The 21,207-nt window shown below is 32.5% G+C and carries 23 protein-coding genes; 5 read left to right on the top strand and 18 right to left on the bottom strand.

Annotation, left to right across the window (positions count from 1 at the left end; genetic code table 11):
- Positions 1 to 317: 317 nt before the first annotated feature.
- Entirely contained in the window at positions 318 to 1,595 is a 1,278-nt protein-coding gene (locus tag SHI72_RS02645; protein ID WP_323488965.1) for an MFS transporter, read from the bottom strand.
- Between the two features lie 323 nt (positions 1,596 to 1,918).
- Here SHI72_RS02645 and bshC point away from each other — a divergent pair, with 323 nt between their 5' ends.
- The 3 genes from bshC to SHI72_RS02630 all read left to right on the top strand — a co-directional run bounded on the left by bshC (position 1,919) and on the right by SHI72_RS02630 (position 5,521).
- Entirely contained in the window at positions 1,919 to 3,508 is a 1,590-nt protein-coding gene (bshC, locus tag SHI72_RS02640; RefSeq protein ID WP_323488963.1) for a bacillithiol biosynthesis cysteine-adding enzyme BshC, read from the top strand.
- A 157-nt stretch (positions 3,509 to 3,665) separates the two neighbouring features.
- Positions 3,666 to 4,937 (top strand): acyltransferase family protein, encoded by a 1,272-nt coding sequence (locus SHI72_RS02635; protein ID WP_323488962.1) that lies wholly within the window; start codon positions 3,666 to 3,668, stop codon positions 4,935 to 4,937.
- 164 nt (positions 4,938 to 5,101) lie between these two features.
- Positions 5,102 to 5,521 (top strand): nucleoside-diphosphate kinase, encoded by a 420-nt coding sequence (locus SHI72_RS02630; protein ID WP_035625955.1) that lies wholly within the window; start codon positions 5,102 to 5,104, stop codon positions 5,519 to 5,521.
- 106 nt (positions 5,522 to 5,627) lie between these two features.
- Here SHI72_RS02630 and SHI72_RS02625 read toward each other — a convergent pair whose 3' ends face one another.
- The 15 genes from SHI72_RS02625 to SHI72_RS02555 all read right to left on the bottom strand — a co-directional run bounded on the left by SHI72_RS02625 (position 5,628) and on the right by SHI72_RS02555 (position 17,604).
- Positions 5,628 to 6,347 (bottom strand): hypothetical protein, encoded by a 720-nt coding sequence (locus tag SHI72_RS02625; protein ID WP_323488961.1) that lies wholly within the window; start codon positions 6,345 to 6,347, stop codon positions 5,628 to 5,630.
- A 272-nt stretch (positions 6,348 to 6,619) separates the two neighbouring features.
- The gene (locus SHI72_RS02620) at positions 6,620 to 7,093 is read right to left on the bottom strand and encodes a hypothetical protein (RefSeq protein ID WP_323488960.1); all 474 of its coding nucleotides are present in this window, start codon (positions 7,091 to 7,093) and stop codon (positions 6,620 to 6,622) included.
- A 19-nt stretch (positions 7,094 to 7,112) separates the two neighbouring features.
- Complete coding sequence (locus SHI72_RS02615) at positions 7,113 to 7,409, bottom strand: DUF721 domain-containing protein (protein ID WP_039111206.1); 297 nt, start codon at positions 7,407 to 7,409, stop codon at positions 7,113 to 7,115.
- Positions 7,390 to 7,833 (bottom strand): lipocalin family protein, encoded by a 444-nt coding sequence (locus tag SHI72_RS02610; RefSeq protein WP_086896004.1) that lies wholly within the window; start codon positions 7,831 to 7,833, stop codon positions 7,390 to 7,392. Before SHI72_RS02610 ends, SHI72_RS02615 begins: the two co-directional genes overlap by 20 nt.
- 563 nt (positions 7,834 to 8,396) lie before the next feature.
- Positions 8,397 to 9,350: a signal recognition particle-docking protein FtsY gene (gene ftsY, locus SHI72_RS02605; RefSeq protein ID WP_323488959.1), complete on the bottom strand. Its 954-nt coding sequence runs from the start codon at positions 9,348 to 9,350 to the stop codon at positions 8,397 to 8,399.
- Positions 9,351 to 9,679: 329 nt separating this feature from the next.
- Positions 9,680 to 9,832, bottom strand: a complete 153-nt coding sequence (locus SHI72_RS02600; protein ID WP_007805819.1) for a DUF4295 domain-containing protein — start codon at positions 9,830 to 9,832, stop codon at positions 9,680 to 9,682.
- Between the two features lie 72 nt (positions 9,833 to 9,904).
- A complete protein-coding gene (rpmG, locus tag SHI72_RS02595) occupies positions 9,905 to 10,087 on the bottom strand; it encodes a 50S ribosomal protein L33 (protein WP_017495179.1) in 183 nt (60 codons plus the stop codon).
- A gap of 27 nt (positions 10,088 to 10,114) precedes the next feature.
- Positions 10,115 to 10,351: a 50S ribosomal protein L28 gene (gene rpmB, locus SHI72_RS02590; RefSeq protein WP_007805815.1), complete on the bottom strand. Its 237-nt coding sequence runs from the start codon at positions 10,349 to 10,351 to the stop codon at positions 10,115 to 10,117.
- 71 nt (positions 10,352 to 10,422) lie between these two features.
- Positions 10,423 to 11,676, bottom strand: coding sequence for a CinA family nicotinamide mononucleotide deamidase-related protein (locus SHI72_RS02585; RefSeq protein ID WP_323488958.1), 1,254 nt, complete (start codon positions 11,674 to 11,676; stop codon positions 10,423 to 10,425).
- 199 nt (positions 11,677 to 11,875) lie between these two features.
- Entirely contained in the window at positions 11,876 to 12,220 is a 345-nt protein-coding gene (locus SHI72_RS02580; RefSeq protein ID WP_035625977.1) for an Hpt domain-containing protein, read from the bottom strand.
- Positions 12,220 to 12,831 (bottom strand): fumarylacetoacetate hydrolase family protein, encoded by a 612-nt coding sequence (locus SHI72_RS02575; protein WP_039111211.1) that lies wholly within the window; start codon positions 12,829 to 12,831, stop codon positions 12,220 to 12,222. Before SHI72_RS02575 ends, SHI72_RS02580 begins: the two co-directional genes overlap by 1 nt.
- A 92-nt stretch (positions 12,832 to 12,923) precedes the next feature.
- Positions 12,924 to 13,694, bottom strand: coding sequence for a 3'-5' exonuclease (locus SHI72_RS02570; RefSeq protein ID WP_323488957.1), 771 nt, complete (start codon positions 13,692 to 13,694; stop codon positions 12,924 to 12,926).
- A 165-nt stretch (positions 13,695 to 13,859) separates the two neighbouring features.
- On the bottom strand, positions 13,860 to 15,197 hold the full coding sequence (locus SHI72_RS02565) for a dihydrolipoamide acetyltransferase family protein (protein WP_323488956.1): 1,338 nt from the start codon (positions 15,195 to 15,197) through the stop codon (positions 13,860 to 13,862).
- Positions 15,198 to 15,280: 83 nt separating this feature from the next.
- Positions 15,281 to 16,444, bottom strand: a complete 1,164-nt coding sequence (locus SHI72_RS02560) for a glycosyltransferase family 2 protein (RefSeq protein WP_323488955.1) — start codon at positions 16,442 to 16,444, stop codon at positions 15,281 to 15,283.
- 26 nt (positions 16,445 to 16,470) lie between these two features.
- Positions 16,471 to 17,604 carry a hypothetical protein gene (locus tag SHI72_RS02555; RefSeq protein ID WP_323488954.1) on the bottom strand — a complete coding sequence of 378 codons (1,134 nt, stop codon included), beginning with the start codon at positions 17,602 to 17,604 and terminating at the stop codon, positions 16,471 to 16,473.
- A 400-nt stretch (positions 17,605 to 18,004) separates the two neighbouring features.
- On the opposite strand from SHI72_RS02555, the gene SHI72_RS02550 reads away from it, so the two are divergent.
- Complete coding sequence (locus SHI72_RS02550) at positions 18,005 to 18,589, top strand: hypothetical protein (protein WP_323488953.1); 585 nt, start codon at positions 18,005 to 18,007, stop codon at positions 18,587 to 18,589.
- Between the two features lie 20 nt (positions 18,590 to 18,609).
- Positions 18,610 to 18,999, top strand: a complete 390-nt coding sequence (locus SHI72_RS02545; protein ID WP_323488952.1) for a hypothetical protein — start codon at positions 18,610 to 18,612, stop codon at positions 18,997 to 18,999.
- A gap of 82 nt (positions 19,000 to 19,081) precedes the next feature.
- Here the strand turns inward: SHI72_RS02545 and SHI72_RS02540 are convergent, their stop codons facing one another.
- Both SHI72_RS02540 and SHI72_RS02535 read right to left on the bottom strand, forming a co-directional pair.
- Positions 19,082 to 19,723 carry a DUF4272 domain-containing protein gene (locus tag SHI72_RS02540; RefSeq protein ID WP_323488951.1) on the bottom strand — a complete coding sequence of 214 codons (642 nt, stop codon included), beginning with the start codon at positions 19,721 to 19,723 and terminating at the stop codon, positions 19,082 to 19,084.
- Between the two features lie 70 nt (positions 19,724 to 19,793).
- Positions 19,794 to 20,984 carry a DUF5009 domain-containing protein gene (locus SHI72_RS02535; protein ID WP_323488950.1) on the bottom strand — a complete coding sequence of 397 codons (1,191 nt, stop codon included), beginning with the start codon at positions 20,982 to 20,984 and terminating at the stop codon, positions 19,794 to 19,796.
- Positions 20,985 to 21,207: the final 223 nt, after the last annotated feature.

Here is a 21,207-nt window from a genome sequence, read left to right as displayed (position 1 = left end):
AGCCACGAAGACACATAACAACAGAATCTAATCCTGATGTGATGTTTTGAGAGGTAAAGTTTGGTACAAACATTGTCTTCGTTATTAATTTGGTTAATGATTTATTTTCTGATGCAAATTTTGTGATTTTTTTTTGAAATAAACAAATTTAAAAACAAGTATTTTCTTATTTCAAAATCAAAATATTGATTATCAACAAAATAAACATCAATATAAAATCAAAATCATGAGTAAAGATTAGTCATAAATCCTTAAATTCATATTTATAAGTATCAAGCTTTCTAATATTCTAGTTATTTATGTAAGCAAATATGTTCTTAAAACTGATGTACTTTCTTAGAAATCACCAAAAATGAAACTAAAGAAATCAAAGCAGCGGCGGTCAGATAAAACCCAACATAACTCAAACCATAAGTTGTTGCCAACCAAATTGCAATCATTGGTGCAAAAGCAGCACCCAAAATACCAGCCATATTAAAAGTTAAGGAAGCACCTGAATAACGAACTGTGGTAGGAAACAACTCCGATAAAAAAGTTCCCAATGGACCATAAGTAAAACCCATCAATGACATTCCGATACAAACAAAAGCCGTTACCATGTAAGGACTTCCAGAATTAAGAAAATACGAAAAGAAAAAACCGAAAGCAGCAATAGCTAAAGTCGTGAAAATTAATATTTTTCTGCGACCAATTTTATCGGCAACCAAAGCCGAAACAGGAATAAAAGCAGCAAAAAATAATACAGAAAACAATTGTATTAACAAAGCATCTCTTTTGGTAAAACCTAAATCTGAAGTAGCCCAGCTTAAGGTAAAAACCGTCATTAAATAAAATACCAAAAAGGTTGTAATTGCAGATAATGTCCCAAAAATCAATTGATTTTTATACGATTTAAGCAAAGTAAAAAATGGAATTTTAACTTCTTTCTGCTCCAATTTAGAATTTTCAAAAGCGGGAGTTTCACTAATTTTTAGACGAATATAAAAGCCAACAATTACCAAAAGTGAACTCGCTATAAACGGAATTCTCCATCCATAATCCATAAAATCTTCGCTGGTCATAGTATCCGTTAAAATTAAAAAAGTTCCGCCGGAAAGTAACAATCCGATAGGCGCTCCCAATTGCGGAAACATTCCATACCAAGCACGTTTATGCGGAGGCGCATTTTCTATCGCTAATAAAACTGCTCCACCCCATTCGCCTCCTAAACCAACTCCCTGACCAAATCGACATAACATCAATAAAATTGGTGCAGCAATGCCGATACTTGCATAACTCGGTAAAAAACCAATTGCAATTGTCGATAATCCCATGGTAAGCAAAGCCACGACCAAAGTAACTTTACGACCTATTTTATCTCCATAATGACCAAAAACAGCCGAGCCTATTGGTCTGGATAAAAAAGCTATCGAAAAAGTAGCCAAAGATTCTAGGGTAGAATTTGTACTACTAGCACCTGGAAAAAATAATTGAGGAAATACCAATACGGCTGCATTGGCATAAATATAAAAATCAAAAAATTCAATTGTTGTACCTATTAAGCTCCCGAAAAGGACGTGTTTCAAGGAATTTTCCTTAGTCGAATTATTTTTCATGTGGTTTATATAGTTTTTTGAAAATAGAATATAAAATTGATTCTATTTTTTGAAAATAACAAATATTAAATTCAGCTTTTTCAGGAAATTAGTTTTAAAAAATTATGATGCTCACAACCCTAAAAATCCCATTAACATATTCAAATTCTGTGAATTATTTTTCAAACAAATTAAAAAACAAGTATTTTCTTTCAATTTGATTAATACACTCATTTACAAATATTTACATCTATTTTTAAAAATCAAATCATAAGCAATAGTTAAATCCATTTTTAAGTATAAATTTTGATTAAATTTACAGCTATCAAAAAAAACCAATACTTATGCCAACCGACTGTATCAGCTACCAAAACTCAGGATATTTCTCAACATTGATACATGATTATTTAGAACAAAAATCAGATTTAAAACCATTATATAATAATTTTCCAACTCTGGAAAATTTTGAAAAACAAATTATCGAAAAGCAACAAAATTTCGATAATAACAATAGAATCCCCTTAGTTTCTGTCTTAAAAGAACAATATGCTAAAATTGATCTTTCGGATTCTACCAAACAAAATATCAAAGCCTTAGCGCTCCCAAATACATTTACGGTTACTACAGGACATCAATTAAATTTATTTAGCGGTCCATTATATTTTTTATATAAAATAATCTCAACTATAAATCTTACCAACGAATTAAAGTCAAAATACCCTTCTCATAACTTTGTTCCCATTTATTGGATGGCAACTGAAGATCATGACTTCGAAGAAATCAATTATTTTAATTTTAAAGGCAAAAAGTTTCGATGGAATGCCGAGAGTACTGGACCTGTTGGAAGATTATCGACTAAAGGACTTGAAGATTTTTTTGAAATATATGCTTTAGAATTAGGTTCAAGCATCAATGCCAATGTTTTGAAAAAAATATTTAAAGATGCTTATTTAAAACACGATAATCTGGCAGATGCAACTCGTTATCTTGCCAATAGTTTATTTGCATCACAAGGTTTAGTAATTCTAGATGCTGATAATGCCAATTTAAAACGTGCTTTTATCCCGTATATAAAAGAAGAATTAGAATCTCAAACCTCATACAAAGCCGTTCAGGAAACTATCGAAAAGCTTAAAGATTATACGGTTCAGGTGAATCCACGCGAAATCAATTTATTTTATATCGAAGATAATTTACGTGAACGCATCATTTTTGAAAACGGAAAATATAAAGTTAATAATACCAGAATTGAATTTTCAGAAAAAGAAATCTTTGATTTACTAGACAGTAATCCCGAAAAATTTAGTCCAAACGTGATTATGCGTCCGTTATACCAGGAAATTATCTTGCCAAATTTATGCTATATCGGCGGAGGCGGAGAAATCGCTTATTGGTTAGAATTAAAATCATTCTTTGATACTGTAAAGATAACTTTTCCGATGCTTTTAATTAGAAATTCCGTGCTTTTGGCTACCGAAAAACAGGCAAAAAAAGCGGATCAATTAAATTTATCATGGAGCGATTTATTCTCAAAACAAGACAGTTTAATCAACAAAAGCACAAGAGAATTATCACCATTCTCTATTGATTTAACGCCTCAAAAAGAACTTTTGCATAAGCAATTCGAATATCTTTATGAATTAGCAAATCAAACAGATAAATCGTTTACCGGAGCAGTAAAAGCACAAGAAGTTAAACAAATAAAAGGACTCGAAAACCTTGAAAAAAGACTCTTAAAAGCACAAAAAAGAAAATTAAATGACATTTTGCAACGTATTACCGACTTGCAAAATGAACTATTTCCAAATAAAAGCTTGCAGGAACGTCAAGCCAATTTTTCAGAATTTTATCTGGAAAAAGGAGAGGAATTAATCCCCCTTCTCATTAAAGAATTAAAACCATTAGAATCTAATTTTAATGTCATAACAATATAAAAATTTGCTACGAATTTCGCTAATTCGCAGAAATTTGTAGCAAAAAAACAAAAGTAACAATCATAAGAAACAAATAACCACTTACCTCTTAGATTGTTACCCTCTAAACCAAATTATTAACTTTAAAAAACGAGAACTAACCTATTACAAAAAAATTATGACCAGAGAGCGCTTGATTTCACTAGATGTCTTCAGAGGATTAACTATTTTATTAATGACGATTGTCAATAATCCTGGAAGCTGGGACGCTGTTTATCCTCCTCTATTACACTCTGAGTGGCATGGCTGCACACTAACCGATTTGGTTTTCCCTTTTTTCATCTTCATAATGGGAGTAGCTGTTTCATTTGCAATGCCTACAAAAACTTTCGACAGTACTACATTCAACAAAATACTAGTACGCTCATTAAGAATGTTTTGCTTAGGAATCTTCTTTAATTTTTTTGCCAAAATACAACTTTTTGGACTCGACGGAATTCCGTTACTTATAGGTCGATTAATTATAACTATTGCGGTAGGTTATGCCTTAATGGGAAATTTTAGTTCTAAAGTAAAAAATATTCTTGCCTTTTCGATCCTGTTTATTTACCTCTTCTTGGCCTATAGCGGTATCGAAGCGTATCAAAATGTACGATTACCAGGCGTTTTACAACGTATAGCCATCGTATATTTTGTAGTATCCCTTTTGTACTTAAAATCAAACCAAAGAACACAGATAATAGTTGCTGTAATCTTATTATTAGCCTATTGGGCAATAATGGCTTTAATACCAGTTCCAGGAATTGGAGAAGCAAATTTTGATAAAGGAACCAATCTTGCTTCTTGGCTAGATAGTATCTTGCTAAAAGGACATATGTATCGCGGAACCATAACTTGGGACCCAGAAGGTATATTAAGTACTATCCCATCCATCGGAACCGGAATTATCGGACTACTTATTGGTCAGTTATTACACCGTGCCATACCCAAAATTGAAATTGCAAAAAAAATGGCAATCGCAGGTATTGCTTTAATTATTGTTGCTCAAATCTGGAGTATCGTTTTCCCTATTAACAAATCACTTTGGACAAGTACATACACATTATACACAGCAGGACTAGCAACAACTTGTCTGGCATTATTATATTACCTTATTGATATTTTAAACTTAAAAAAAGGAATCAAAATATTTTTAATTTGGGGCGTTAACCCAATGATTGTATTTTTCTTCTCCCAAATAATCCCACAAGGATTAGTAATGGTTCAGTTTGAGAACCCGCATAATCCAGGCGAACAAATCAATCTTTTAAATTATTTATATAGCTTTGGGATTGCACCTTTTTTCAGTAATCCAATGACAGCTTCCTTAGCTGGAGCACTAACTTATGTTGGAATCTGGACGTTTATTTTATGGCTTTTCTACAAGAACAAACTTATTTTTAAGGTATAAATTTTAAAACTTGTATAAGACGCACTGCGGTGCGTCTCTACTGCAGTACGTCATTACTCATAATTAATTATCATAAAGGTATTCTGGATAGTTATAATTATGAATTTATTAAATTCAATTCATAAAAAAAGTCTATTTTTGCACAAAATTTAATAAAAATAAAAATGGCAACAAATAGAACTTTTACAATGATTAAGCCAGATGCAGTTCAAAACGGACACATCGGAAATATCTTAGCAATGATTACTAATGGAGGATTTAAAATCGTTTCATTAAAATTAACTCAATTAACTGTAGCTGATGCTCAAGCATTTTATGCTGTTCACGCTGCAAGACCTTTCTACGGAGAATTAGTAGAATTTATGTCTCGTGGACCAATTGTTGCTGCAATTTTAGAAAAAGACAACGCTGTTGAAGATTTCAGAACTTTAATCGGAGCTACAAACCCTGCTGAAGCTGCTGAAGGAACAATTCGTAAAGCATACGCAACTTCTATCGGAGAAAATGCAGTTCACGGTTCTGATAGCGACGAAAATGCTGCTATCGAAGGTGCATTCCATTTTGCTGGAAGAGAGCAATTCTAATTTAGACTTCTTAGATAGTTAGATTTTCAGACTACTTAGACTGACTTAGATTAAAATAAAAACCCGCTTCAATGAAGCGGGTTTTCCTTTTTTACTTATAAAAACATTAGAAATTAGCAGCACTCTTTTTGATTATTTTGCTAATTTTTTGATCTAAATCTTTTAGCAATTCGTCTAAAGCACTTTCGCACATAGGCAGTACTTTTTCAGGAGTTAAAACAGGAATTCCACCTACTATAACACCCGTTTTTTTAGAGCTTGCCCCTTCATTTATAGCAAATACTTTCTTTCCGGTTTTATCATACAAAGAGATTCTAGCATAAGCTTTCATTTTAACGGTTCCTGTTCCTCCAACAGCAAATCCTTTTACTAAAGTAAAATGTATTTCTGTAAATAAAACACCATCTGCAATTTCTTTAAAAATAGTAGCTGTTCCTACTTCATTTGCTTGACCAGCCGTTCCTTCATAAATATATTTATATCCTGGGTAATTTATTATAGTTTTCTCTCCTACTTCATCTTTAGCATATTTAGGAGAAAAATCAATGTATTCTTGTTTTTGAATCACTTCATTTTCAGGAATTAAATCAAATGGAAATTGTTTAGAATAAACATTAAAAAAAGCATTATGGTATTTCTCTAAAATAGGACTAAGATTAAAGTTTGGATTGTTGCCCAAATCAGCTATTGCAGCCAAACTGTTAAGCCCCAAATCAGAAAGATCAATTGTTTTGTCTGTGTAAAAACCAACAACCGCCACCTTTTTCTTTTGTGAATAGCTATTTAAAGCAAATAATACGGTTAAAATAAATAATACTTTCTTCATTTTTTTCTATTTGATTGTTTATAATTATTAAAAAAATACTTACAATTAAAATATATCATAAAAAATCCATTTCTAAGACAGGAACGTTAATTTATTTTAAGGTTAAAATCTAAAAACCAAAATCTTCGCTAAAATTAAAAAGTCAAATACAAAACTACATTTCGGGTATAACCATTTACGTAGTTACCATTAGCAGTTGTCACGAATCCTCTAAATTGATCAGCATTATTTTTTTGCAAATAAAAACCCGCTTCAATGAAGCGGGTTTTGTTTTATCTTAAAACTTCGGCTCTTTCCTCTTTAGAGCTATATTCTTTCTCTCCTAAATCTGGTATTTTACGTTTTAAAATTTCTTTTAGTTCATCAAAGTTACTCTGATAAAAAGAAGAAATACAAGCTACTCTTTTTCTATTTTCAAGTATAAAAAGGAACTCTGAAACACCTAGTTTTCCACTCTCAAAAGTGGTTACAAAACCATCTAATTTACCAATATCATGCACTTTAGACTTTCCTAATCCAAAATACTTATTAACGATTATATTTTTATTATCAATTGTCAACTTGTGTGCTCTAGTTCTAAATACTGTCAACCAAAAGAAGATAATAAATAATAACAATAAAATAGGCAAAATCATTTCAGCTTCTGGTGATGTATAACTTAAATAAATAACCAAAGGTGGCAAAACTGTTACAAAAGACGCAATTAAAACTGCAAGTAATTTAAACTTAGATTCTATACTTATCATTTTTAGAAACTTTTATTTTTTAACGCAAAACCACATCCCGAACTACATCTCTTCGTAATTCCTCATTGATCATCGTAATAATTTTTGATTTCCCATGAGTTAGCTCCTCTCTCAAAACAGAGGATGTAAGCTCTACATAAAGTGTACTCCCTTTTAAAACTACATTTCGGGTATAACTATTTACACCATTCCCCATCAGTTGTCGCCATGCCTCTTTTACATCAATCTGATCCATTCCGGGTTGGAGCTTATTTACCTGGATAATCCTTTGCAAAATATCCCCAACACTACTCTGATTATTTAGTCTTTTTGCCATTATCTATAATATTAATTGGTCCTGCTTTTTTATAATGATATTCTTTTTTCTCGGCGTTAAGCAGCACTAATTTATCGTCTGTTAAGGCAATTAATTCTTCCGTCCATTTTGTATAAGGAGTCGAATAATCTAAGAAAGCCTTACCGTCTTTAAATCTAACTTTTACCGTTTCGTGTAAATCGTTTGTCATAAAAGTTCCGTCTAATTGTGGCATTACTTTTTGACGAATACCGTTATTATCGGCCTCTATCTTAAAAAAGTCATAGCTTTCATTCATCCCGTAATCTTTATCTTCACCTTTATCAAAAACTACTTTTTCAATCTCCCAATATCCATTTAATTTAGCAATATCTGCAGGTTCTATTTTTTGCTGACATCCAACAAACAAAAATGATACTAAGAGAATTTTAAATACGTTTTTCATTATAAATTTTATTTTTTAGGAGCTATTTCCTGCTATCCGCTATATCTTTTTGTGGAAGAAAAATCCACAAAAAAGGATACCGCTTCAAATGAAATTCACTGAACTCTTATTAAAATAAAAATTCTGTGAAGTAATCAGGGCTAAAGCTTCACGGTACTATAAATATTTTATTTTTGTGAGTTACAAAGTTAACTTTATATAATTGATAAAGAAGAAAAAATTGCCAAAACCCATTAAACTATTTTATAGATTTTGATTTACTTATAAAACAAAAAAACCAACGAATACTAAAAGCATTCGTTGGTTTTTATATATTGAACAGACATTATTCTAATTATAAAAGTTTTATATCATAAAACCTTTAATCGAAAATTATGCTGCCAGATTATTTTTTTGTTTGGATTCTTCTAAGAAGACCTAAAAGAAATAAAATAACACCTACTACTAATAAAACGTAATACAAAGTTAGATTTTGTTCTCTAAAAACATTAGATAAAACAAAAGACAGGATACTACCAAAATAAAAATAAATCGGCGGGACATTATTAAAACTCATCTAAAAACTATTTAAAGAAACTATCTACGAACTCATATTTATTAAAAACCTGCAAGTCTTCAATTCCCTCACCTACACCAATATATTTTACAGGAATTTTAAACTGATCCGAAATACCTATCACAACACCACCTTTGGCAGTACCATCTAGTTTGGTTACAGCCAGAGCTGTTACCTCGGTTGCAGCGGTAAACTGTTTGGCTTGTTCAAAAGCATTTTGCCCTGTAGAACCATCCAAAACCAAAAGTACATCATGAGGCGCATCGGCTACAACTTTTTGCATTACACGTTTTACTTTAGTCAATTCGTTCATTAAATTGATTTTGTTATGCAAACGACCTGCTGTATCAATAATTACAATATCGGCATTTTGTGCTACTGCAGATTGTAAGGTGTCAAAAGCTACAGATGCAGGATCACTCCCCATATTTTGTCTTACGATTGGTACACCTACACGATCAGCCCAAATTTGCAATTGATCAATCGCTGCTGCACGAAAAGTATCTGCTGCTCCCAGAACTACTTTATAACCGGCTTTTTTAAACTGATAAGCTAATTTACCAATTGTAGTAGTCTTACCAACTCCATTTACACCAACAACCATTAAAACATATGGTTTTGTTTGCATAGGAACTACAAATTCCGTCGCTTCGCCTGTATTAGTCTCTGATAATAAACCTGCAATCTCTTCTCGCAAGATTTGGTTTAACTCATCGACACCAAGATATTTATCGGCTGCTACGCGTTTCTCTATTCGGGTAATAACTTTTAGGGTTGTCTCTACTCCAACATCCGAAGAAACAAGAATTTCTTCTAAATTATCTAAAACGTCGTCATCAACTTTAGATTTTCCGGCTACGGCTTTACTTAATTTAGAGAAGAAACTGGTTTTAGATTTTTCAAGACCTTTGTCTAATGTCTCTTTTTTATCGGAAGAAAATATTTTTTTAAAAAAACTCATTTTTATATAGGTTGTTAGTTTTTCGAATTATTTAGATTTTTCTCACAATCTACAACAATTCTAAAGTTTAAAAAAGCAAAGTATCTTTAATTAACCCTGATTACTTCACATACTTTCCAATTTTATAGGAGTTCAGTGAACTACGTTTGTAGCAATACCCTTTTGTTCTGGTCCCGAAGCTCGGGATAAAACAAAAGATCGCAGCAAAAGCAGGAACTTTGATTAAAAAAAGAACTTTTGTTTGGCTTCTCTAAATTTTGAGACAAATATAAAAAATAAAAAAGCTACTTCCGAATGAAAGTAGCTTTTCTATATATTGTAATTGTTAATTATTTCTTTTTCAAGAAAGTATCAACTTCTTCAGGAGCCATAATAGATTCTACGAATGTATATGCACCAGTTTTAGGAGATTTCACCATTTTGATGGCTTTTGATAATCTCTTAGAAGATGTTTGTAACGATGCTACGGTTTTCTTTGCCATGATTCAAATGTTATTTGAAGTTTTTATAAAGCTCTAATGGAAAACCATTGAGATTTATAAAATCTCTAATTATTACTTAATTTCTTTGTGAACTGTTACACGTTTCAAGATTGGATTAAATTTCTTAATCTCTAATCTGTCTGGAGTATTTTTTTTGTTCTTTGTTGTAATGTATCTTGAAGTTCCTGCTACACCAGAAGTCTTGTGTTCAGTACATTCTAAAATTACTTGGATTCTATTACCTTTCTTTGCCATCTTGCTATATATTTATTTTGGAAAAGATTATTTGATAAATCCTTCTGACTGCGCTTTTTTCAAAACCGCAGAAATTCCATTTTTATTAATTGTTTTTATCGTAGATGCTGCTACTCTAAGAGTAATCCATCTATCTTCTTCTGGAAGATAAAAACGCTTTTTAACTAAGTTCACAGAAAATTTTCTCTTAGTTTTGTTCATAGCGTGAGAAACGTTATTTCCTACCATCGCTCTTTTACCTGTAAGGTCACAAACTCTTGACATTATACTTATGTTTTATCGTTATTCAAAATCAGGGTGCAAAGAAAAGAAAAATAAACGATTGAAACAAAAAATTAGTGTACATTTTTTAAAATTTCTTTCTGTAACATTTCTAAACTTTTAATTACAGCCCTATCTATCACTTTTTCACGTGGTTGACCAAAGTTAAATTCTTCGACTATTACATCGTCTGGTGTGGCAATTGCAATAAAAACAGTACCAATTTCCGCATTTGAGTCTCCTTTTGTCGGTCCGGCGTTCCCAGTTGTCGCGATTGCGTAATCAGTTTTCATTATGCGTTTTACGTTTGAAGCCATCGATGAAGCAACCGCAGCACTTACCACAGTATTTTCTTCTATTAAATCAGCCGGAACACCCAAAACAGTAGTCTTTACCTCGGTTGCATAGGACACAACACTACCTCTAAAGTAGCTTGAAGCACCAGAAACTGCCGCTAAAAGTGATGCGATTTTTCCTCCAGTACAACTTTCGGCAGTCGCAACCGTCCTTCCTTTTTTTGTTAGTAATTCTCCTACTACTACTTCGAGAGTTTCATTATCATCGAAGCCTACAATAATATCATGAATGATTGCATCTAGCGATTGCACATTGGCCTCGATAGCTGCTTCAAGCATTTCTTTATCTGTACCTCGGGCAGAAAGTCGCAAACGCACTCTTCCCGGATTTGGTAAATAAGCTAGTTTTATAAAATCAGGCAAATTATTCTCCCAGTCTTCTATACGCTCAGCTACTAAACTTTCGCCCTGACCGTATGTAAGTATCGTTTTATGAATAATATATGGTCGCTCGTATTCTTTTACAACTTTTGGAATTATTACGCTTTCTACCAAATATTTCATTTCATAAGGAACTCCCGGAAGCGAAATAAAAACGGTATTTTCTTTCTTCATCCACATTCCTGGTGCCGTCCCCATCTGGTTATGAAGCACCGTACATTTAGAAGGAACTAACGCCTGATCTTTGTTCATTTGGGTAATCGGTCGCTTATAAAAACCTTCGATTAGTTCTGTGACATGCGCCAGAACTTCGGGATTAACAACCAATTCATCTTCAAAATAATCACAAAATGTTTTTTTGGTCACATCGTCTTTTGTAGGCCCTAAACCTCCTGTAACGATTACCAAATCGACTTTGTTTTGTAATTGAGAAAATGTGTCTAAAATATGCTGCTTATCATCACTTATCGAAATCATTTCGTGAATTTCGACTCCGATTTTATCTAAAGATTTAGCTATAAAACCAGAATTTGTATCTACAATTTGTCCTATTAAGATTTCGTCACCAATTGTAATTATTGTTGCTTTCATGTATCTAAAATTCAAATTACTACTAGATTATATATCGCAAGGAATTGCGTGGGGAATAGCAATGAAAATCCTTTTTATCGCGAAGTAAAACGGAAGAAAGAAAAAATCAATTTACTTGTATTATAATTAATTTACAAAGCAAATTGTATTTGGAGAAGATAGACCAACCTGAAAATTCAGGCTGGCAATCTATGAAGTTTTACAAATCAAAGTCTTTCTTAATTTCTTTGATTGCTTCTTTAACTTGATTTTTTATGCTTTTAAATGTTTCTTCTATGGCTTTCTTTTTACCCTCAGCCTTTGTCCAGGCTTCGACTTGAAGAATCTCCTCAAAAGCAACATTAAGCCCTAATAAATCAAGCGTAGGCTTTATTTTGTGCGCATACGCATAAGCATGCTTATGATCTTTCTTTTTTATCCCTTCTTTAATCTGTTTTAAATCCTCAGGAACTTCGGTTACAAACAAATTAAGAATTTCGTTTACAAATTCGGGATCGTTGTCTGAAAGTGCGTACACTTTTGAAAGGTTATATTTTAAAGCCATTATTTTACTTGTATTCTGAATAATTTTTTTCCTTCTAAAAACCCTTCTAAAACATCATCTGGCTTTACAGCCGCAACTCCTTCTGGAGTTCCTGTAAAAATAATATCTCCAATTTTTAGCGTGAAGTATTGAGAAACATATGAAATAAGCTCATCAATTTTCCACAACATCATATTAGAGTTTCCTTTTTGAACGGTCTTAGAATTATTTGTTAATTCAAATGTAATATTTTCCAATGAACTAAATTGCGTCTTAGGCAAAAAATCACCTATTACAGCCGAACCATCAAAAGCTTTTGCTTTCTCCCAAGGCAATCCTTTTTGCTTTAGTTTTTCTTGTAAATCTCTAGCTGTAAAGTCGATACCTACACTTATCTCGTCGTAATATTTGTGCGCAAACTTTGGCTCTATATATTTCCCGACCTTATTAATTTTAACAATAAGCTCAATTTCGTGATGAATATCTTCAGAAAATTCGGGGATTACAAATGGATGTTGCTTTAACAAAACTGCCGAATCAGGCTTCATAAATACAACTGGCTCTGTTGGGCGTTCGTTTTGTAACTCTTCGATATGATTGGTATAATTTCTACCGATACAGATTATTTTCATTCTTTTTAAGTTGCTAAGTCACTAAGCTACTAAGTCGCTAAGAAACTAAGCACAAAAAACTCAGAACCTTAGAACCTTAGTTTCTCAGGACCTTATTTAGTATTTAATTTTCTTAATTTAATTGCCGTCAATACTTTTTTGGTATATAAAGGAAAATCCGCATTTTGTATCCAGCTAAAATATCCTGGTTCTGTTTCCAGAACCTTCTCTACTTTTGCTCCTTTATGTTTTCCGAAGGTAAAAACTTCTTCATCATCTTTATCAAAAGCAATCATTCCTGCAAAATCGGCTATTTTTTTTCTGGTTGTAAATTCAGATAACGCTTTCATATCATTTTCCAATTCTGGATAACGATCTAATTGTGCTTTAAGAATCTCATATGTCGCCATTGTATCAGCTTCAGCAGAGTGTGCATTCTCAAGGCTTTTTCCGCAATAAAATTTCAAAGCAGCACTTAATGTTCTTTCTTCCATTTTATGAAAGATAGTCTGCACATCGACTGAGCACTTATTTTTCATATCAAAATCAACTCCTGCACGAAGCAATTCTTCTGCTAACAACGGAATATCGAAACGATCGGAGTTAAACCCTGCCAAATCGCTATCTTTTATCATGTTGTAAACCTGAGGCGCCAACACGACAAACGTAGGTTCATTTGCCACTTTTTCATCAGTAATACCATGAACGGCCGTAGTTTGTGGAGGAATTGGAATCGTAGGATTCACCAACCAAGTTTTACTTTCTTTATTTCCGTTTGGAAAAACTTTAAATATTGAAATTTCTACTATTCGATCTTTTCCGATGTCTATTCCGGTAGTTTCCAGATCAAAAAAGCAAATTGGTTTGTTGAGTTTCAGTTCCATTTTTTAATTTTATAAGTTTACAAATATAATTTTTAAACACGAATTTCACCTGTTTTTTTTAGAAAGTTGCCGATTACTACCTGTAATGCAATAATGCTGCAAAAAGAAAACCCTTTCAACATTTAAAACGTTAAAAGGGTTAATTATTTATAAGATGGATTTTTTCTAGAAATCTCTATCTATATCAAAAGCTTCTAAGTACTCAGCAACTCTTTTTACAAAACTTCCTCCTAATGCCCCATCTACAACACGGTGGTCATAACTGTGCGAAAGGAACATTTTTTGACGGATTCCGATAAAATCTCCTTCTGGAGTTTCGATAACCGCTGGCACTTTACGAATCGCTCCAAGAGCTAAAATCCCTACTTGTGGCTGATTGATAATTGGCGTTCCAAAAACACTTCCAAAAGTCCCCACATTCGTTACAGTATAAGTTCCGCCTTGTGTATCATCTGGTTTTAGTTTTCCTGTTTTTGCACGATTACCTAAATCATTAACAGCTTTTGCCATTCCGACAAGGTTTAACTGATCTGCATTTTTAATTACTGGAACAATTAAGTTTCCATTTGGTAATGCAGCCGCCATTCCTAAATTTATATTTTTCTTTTTGATGATATAATCACCATCAACAGAGATATTCATTCCTGGGAAGTCTTTTAATGCTTTCGCAACAGCTTCCATCATAATTGGTGTAAAAGTTAATTTTTCTCCTTCTCTTTTCTCGAAAGCAGTTTTAACTTTTTCTCTCCATTTTACAATATTAGTTACATCTACCTCAATAAATGATTGTACGTGTGCAGATGTTTGAACTGAAGCTACCATGTATCCAGAAATAAGCTTACGCATTCTGTCCATTTCTATGATTTCGTCACCTCCATTTACAGAAACCGGTGCTGCTTTTAAAACAACTGGTTCTTGCACTTTAGCTGCTACTTGTACTACTGGTGCTACAACCTCAACTTTTACTTCTACTTTTGGAGCTTCTACTTTGTTTGTTCTACCAACAACGTAAGCCAATATATCTTCTTTGGTCACTCGACCATCTTTTCCTGAACCATTTATACTTTCTAGCTCTGCAATAGAAACATTTTCTTCTTTAGCAATATTTTTTACTAATGGCGAAAAGAATTTATCCGAAGTAGTGTAATCTGCAGGTGTTGCAACCGCTTCTTTAGCAGCTTCGATTGTTTTTTCAACAAAAACAACTTCTGTAGGAACGACCGTTTCTTCAGTTACTTTATCAACTAAAAATGACGAACCTTCTTCAGTTTCAATGATGGCAATAGTTTGCCCTACTTGTACCAAATCGTCTTTGCCAAACAATTGCTCAATCAAAATTCCAGAAACTTCACTTGGCACTTCGCTATCGACTTTATCTGTAGCGATTTCCAGTACTGCTTCATCCATTTCAATTTTGTCTCCAACTTGTTTCAACCAATTTGTGATTGTTGCTTCAGCGACACTTTCTCCCATTTTAGGAAGTTTTAATTCAAATCTTGCCATATTGTTAACCTAAAAGGTGATTTTGATTTTCAGATTGCGAAATTACTGAAATTTTTAAATATAAATTACATTAAATATAATTTTTATGTGATTTTAACGATTTTACCTCTATCATTACTTGAATCACTTCCGATTAAGAAAGTGGTGTTTTTGGGTAAAATTTTAAAAGTAATCTTCTTATGCCTTTCAGATTTTATCATATCGATACATTTCTTGAACGATATGTATTGATTATCTAAAATTACCTCTGCTCCTTTTCCTATGTAAATCAGGGACGAATTTACCATTTTTTCTTTTTTTAAATCGTAAAATGTAACTTTATTTTGTAAAATTAAACTCAATTTTTCGACTAAATTATCATTCTTGGAATAAAAAAAATATTCTTTTGGTATTGTTTTTATCGTCGTTTTTCCCTGTATCATTTTAACGATAGAGAAAAATACTATTCCTGTTTTCATAAAAAGAGAAAACAAAAATGATACTTTAAAGTGTTTTTTATAAAAGAAATTCATCGCGCTCTGAAAGCGTTTCATATATTTTTCGTCTTTTACAGTACTTTCTCCTTTATAGTGAATCACCGTAGTTTCAGCGTAATAATAATTTTTTTTGCCTTTTTTTAAGACCATATACGATAAATCGATATCATCGGAGTACATAAAACAATCTTCATCAAAACCACCGACTTCATTATATAAATCTCGTTTCATTACCATAAAAGCGCCAACAAGTATTTCGACTTTGCCTGTTTGGTTCTCACTTAAATGTTGGGCATAATATCTATTGAAGTATTTCGATTTTGGAAAATACTTGTACAATCCGGTAATTTTAGTAAAAGCCACCCAGGGCGTTGGGACTCCGCGCTTGCTTTCAGGAAGGAAATTCCCTGCTCCATCAATAAGATTCACGCCTACTATTCCTAAATCCTGCTGCTCTTTGGCGAAAGCCAATACTTTTGTAAATGTATCTTCGGCAACGACTGTATCGGGGTTTAAAATGCAGATATAATCCCCTTTGGCTTGTAAAACTCCTATATTATTTCCTTTAGGGAAACCTAAATTTTCGGTGTTCGCGATTAATTTTACATCAGGAAAACAACTACGAATCATGTCGCAACTATCATCTGGAGAATTATTATCTATTACAATAATCTCGCTATCAATATCTTTAAGCGCCTGTTGCACACTTAAAACACATTGTTCTAAAAAATAACGCACATTATAATTGAGGATAATAACCGATAATTGCATGTAAAATAGTCTTGAAAGTTCGAAAGTTAGAAATTTTCTACTAAACCGAACCGTAATGACCAATCATTTTTACTAACTCCAAAATCCATTACAAGATTACTATTGTTACGTTTGTTCCATTTTATGCGCAATCCTGTACCAATTGCAGGATTCCATTTGGTAAATTGATAAGTCTGAAATTTAGATACTGATGAAATATTGGTAAAAAATACTGCTCCCCAAAAACCATCAGCAGAAATATCTGTTCTGTATTCGGTTTCAAAATACAATAATGCATTGCTTCGGAAACGATTTCTTGTAAAACCTCGTCCTGTTTTTTGCTGTCGGTCCCAACCAATACTCGGTAAGTCGAGATAATGTGGATCCCCACCTCCTATTGTTGACCAATAAAAAGCTCTATATGCCAAAACTTTATGTTTTACATCGCTAAACGAATGGTATTTTCGAGCATCTATATATAAGGATTGCCACCCTTTATTATCAAGACCTCCATTGGTATTCATTCGGAAATTGGCTTCAAGATATGTTCCCTGCTCCGGATTGATATTATTAATTCTGGAATCATAAAGTGCTTGTATTGCAACTCCAAATGAAACATCATCAGAATAATCTCCGCTCATATATTTAAAATAATCGGTTTCTCCATCAATCTTAGAATCTTCGGAAATATTTTGATAACTATCAAACAGAACTCCTAATCCGAGTCCGAAATTGCCTTTGACTTTTCTTGTTACATATTCATAAAAACGCCATTGTTTATAATTCAGGATAGACATTTCGTCGTCGAGATGATGATCTCCCAAACCATATGTAGGTTGCGGATAAATCATAAATCGATAATCTCCTGTAAAGTTATACTTATCATCCTTAGTATATATATAGGACTGAATTGGGAATACATATTGATTAGAAAAACTAAAATAAGGTGAAAAAACAACTTGTGACATTGTAGTTTTTTCATGATCATCACCCAGATAAAAAGTACTCAGAAACGAAATAATTATTCTGGCATTTCCATTACCTTCTACGGGGATTGGAGATAATGAGAAAGCTATCTTCTTTTTGGCATCATGTCTTACGGTATCATTCTTAGAAAATATGCTTTTGTACACATCGATAATATCTCTGCTATTATGTTTGAGAGAATCTTTTTTGTGCATGATGGAGTCATTTTGCGAATAGCAAAAACAGCTAAAAAAAAGAAAAGACAAAACACTTTTTAATTGTAAGCTACTCATTTTTAACTGTTTTAAAACACACTCTCTTAACAAAAATAAAACTAAAATTTCATTTACTCTCGAATTTATCAATAAAGATTCTTACAAAAAAATATGGGATGTGAAGATGAAAAATGAGAGATGCAAGATGTGAGATGCAAGATGTGAGATGCAAGATGCAAGATGCAAGATGCAAGATGTGAGATGTGAGATGTGAGATGAAAAAAGGAAGATGAGAGATGAGAGATGGAAACTGAAACCGACTACTGTTACTAAAAACTGTGACTACAACTGAATACTAAAACTTTAATTATTTATTTTAGCAAAAAATAGCTTTCTCTTTATGGAATATAAAATAATCATTAATAGAATTTTACCTCTAGGATTTATTATAATCTCATTTTTAAGCTGCAAAACAACTTCTATACAACATACCAATTCTGATTTGGTTGTCTCAAACACTTGGTACATTGCCGGGCCAACCAAAGAAAATCAGGAAACAATAAACAATACTCGAATAAAAGAACATCATATTCTTGTTACAGCAAGCGACTCGCCTGTTGGAGAAATCGAACTGAATGTAATGATAACTCAATCTGAATCTAACGACGGAAAATCAACCAATTTACCTAGCAATTCTGGCTTTGTTAGTATTACTTATAAATCATCACAACCAATAAAAATCCAAGCTCGCGAAGGAAATGATTCTGGTATTGGCTGCGTACATGGAGGAACTCATGCAATGGCTGATTTACCTGCTTCTCCCGATAAATTTTCTACAATAAAAATTCCTTGGTCGGATTTTATACTAAACGGCAAATCTGTAAACATTCATAATCTTTGCAAATTTAATTTTGTGAATTATCATCCTGTTTCTGGCTCTATATTAGAAATAACTGAAGTACAGATTCAAAATTTAAAACCATAAAACTAACTAACCTCAACATTATGAAAATCAAAATTCTAAAATTCTTATTTCTAATACTGTTCTTTTCTAATCTTACTTATAGTCAAAATAAGAAAACAGATATTAATGGTGTTTGGGCCGATATTAATTCGGGGGTAGAAAATGCAGTTGTGATTATCTCTGAACAAAACGGAAAGGTGATTTTTTCTCATTACCTGGAATGGAAAGGACAAAAATTTGTAGAAAGTGGCATCGGAAAAAGAACTGGAAACACGATAGAATATACGGTTGATGTAACTTTACCTATTGAGGGTTGGGCAACTCAAGGAACACATACCTTAACATTATCTGAAGACGGTAATACACTTGAAGGCACTTACAAAGACAACAAAAAAAGAGAAGGTCCTATTGCTTTTAAACGTGTCAGATGATATTTCTTGTGAAAGGTGAAATGTTTTTTTTGTAAAATGCAAAAGGGAGTTAATGCGATTATTAACTCCCTTTTTATACTATTTATGTACCCATTTCTACATTGTCCCAATCATCAGCTCGGTTGTAAATCCATTCCAACGATTTGCGTCTTTCATATACTAATCCTCCATTTAGCTTTGCTTCTCGACCGTTTAGTCTTTCATCTACACAATACCAATGAAGTCGGTAATAATAATCAAGCATGGTATAAATCTCAACTTCTGATTTTAAATTCTGCAAGCTTTCCATTTTTTCATTGCCATCTCCTTGCTCTAAATTTGGCAATAGCGAAGCCATATTATCTCCTATATACTCTTCTGCTTCTAGCCCTGGAATCATTTCTGTTACCCACATAAAAGCCCACAAAGACTCTAAATACCATCTTAAAGAATTAATTTCAAATTCGGTTAAATCATCATTTTCCTTATCTAGTATTTCTTTTTCTGAATCTGATAGATATTTAGCTAAATCATGATTCTCTATCCATTCTTTAATAATATAAGTCGGAGCCTCAAACGCGATGTTTATCAAAGCATTCATAACCGACATTCTTCCCTTAATCTCTTCTAGGGTTCTTAATTTTGGTGTATCTAAAATCGGTAACCAATCATTTACACGATATTCTTTTTGTTTAATAATTGTATCATTATCAATTTTAATTTGTCGGCGTTGTTCTTCAGTCATAATGTAATTTTCAAAATATACCCGAAAATAGAACTAATTTCTTTCAACACAAACTGATTCAATTGAAACTTTACAAATGCAACTGAATTTTATATTTATTAAAAATTCGCATGGCAAATAACATAATCGTCGAGAATACTAAAGACCAGATAATTCCAGGCGTTCCTTCACGGAAATAATCCGGAATTATATGTATTTTGAATGCTAAATTGAAGTAATATATTATCCCTGGAAGTATGTAAATAAGAAGCGGATTTGCAGCTGCTGGCATAAAAAAGTTGCTCCATTTGGTTTGTTTTTTAATTTCCATTAGCCAATACAAGAAATAAAAGATTATAGTACAAATACCCGCAGAATATAATACCCAAGAAGGTGTTCCTCTTACCTTAGAAACTTCATAGTATGGTCGCAATAAATACCCCAGTACAAAAAACAGCACTCCAAAACCTATTATTTTCCAATTGATTTTTTCGGATATTTTTCCTTCAAAAAACAAAAGAGATATTACTACTCCAGCTGAAACAAGTGTAGCGTGCGTCATATGTCCAGCAATAAAACCTATCCATTTTATTTCATGAACAAAAGAACCTTCAATTTGATTTAAAATATTTGCCGCAAGACAAACAAAAAGAAACGCAATCATGGCTATCAATTTTCCATTAACAAGCCAATAATAGACTACCGTAATTAAATACGCCCAACCTATAAGTCCTAGGATCCCCCACCATTTTGGAGTGATTCCTATCTCTCCATTTTCCTGAACATATAAAAAGTATAAGGCTACCAGAACCAACATTCCGCCATATTGCAAAATGTTTTTAGTGATTTTAGGAAATGATTTATCGTATTTATTCCAAATAGGAATTGGCATTGAATACGCCAAAAGTCCCCAAAAAGCTGCAGAAATCACCATTTTGGAGGCATCATAACCATACTCGGCATTTACCATATAAACTCCGATAATAATAAGTGCTAATGCTCTTTTTAAGGTATGTGTCCAGATAGTTTTAGGTGTATCTCCTTTAATTAATCTAGCGTTAAATGCAAATGGAATAGACATCCCGACAATAAATAAAAATGCAGGAAATACCAAATCGACAAAGGTCATTGCATCGGCATCGGCTGGCATATGTTTCATCCATTGTGGTACATTTTTTATGCTAGCCAGCTCATTAACAAAAATCATTATAAAAATGGTAATTCCACGAAAAGCATCTATGGAAATAATTCTTTTATTGAATAAATCTTCTTTTATTTTCATACAGAGATAATATTTGTTTTTTAAAGGAATATGGTATCGCCATTCTTTTTTATGAATTATGATTTCAAATCATGCCGATTTCATAATTCATTACAGTATTAACATTAACAAATATAAAATATTCAAGGAGAAATCAAAGGAGTATTTAAAAGACTGACAAACTTGTTGATTTATGTTAAATATCAGTAGAAACGGGGATTTTTGTTTGGGTCAAAAAGTTATC

The sequence above is a fragment of the Flavobacterium sp. PL02 genome (assembly GCF_035013205.1).
Lineage (GTDB): Bacteria > Bacteroidota > Bacteroidia > Flavobacteriales > Flavobacteriaceae > Flavobacterium.
Note: the sequence above shows the minus strand (reverse complement) of the source record. Positions and strands in the feature narration are given on the sequence as shown.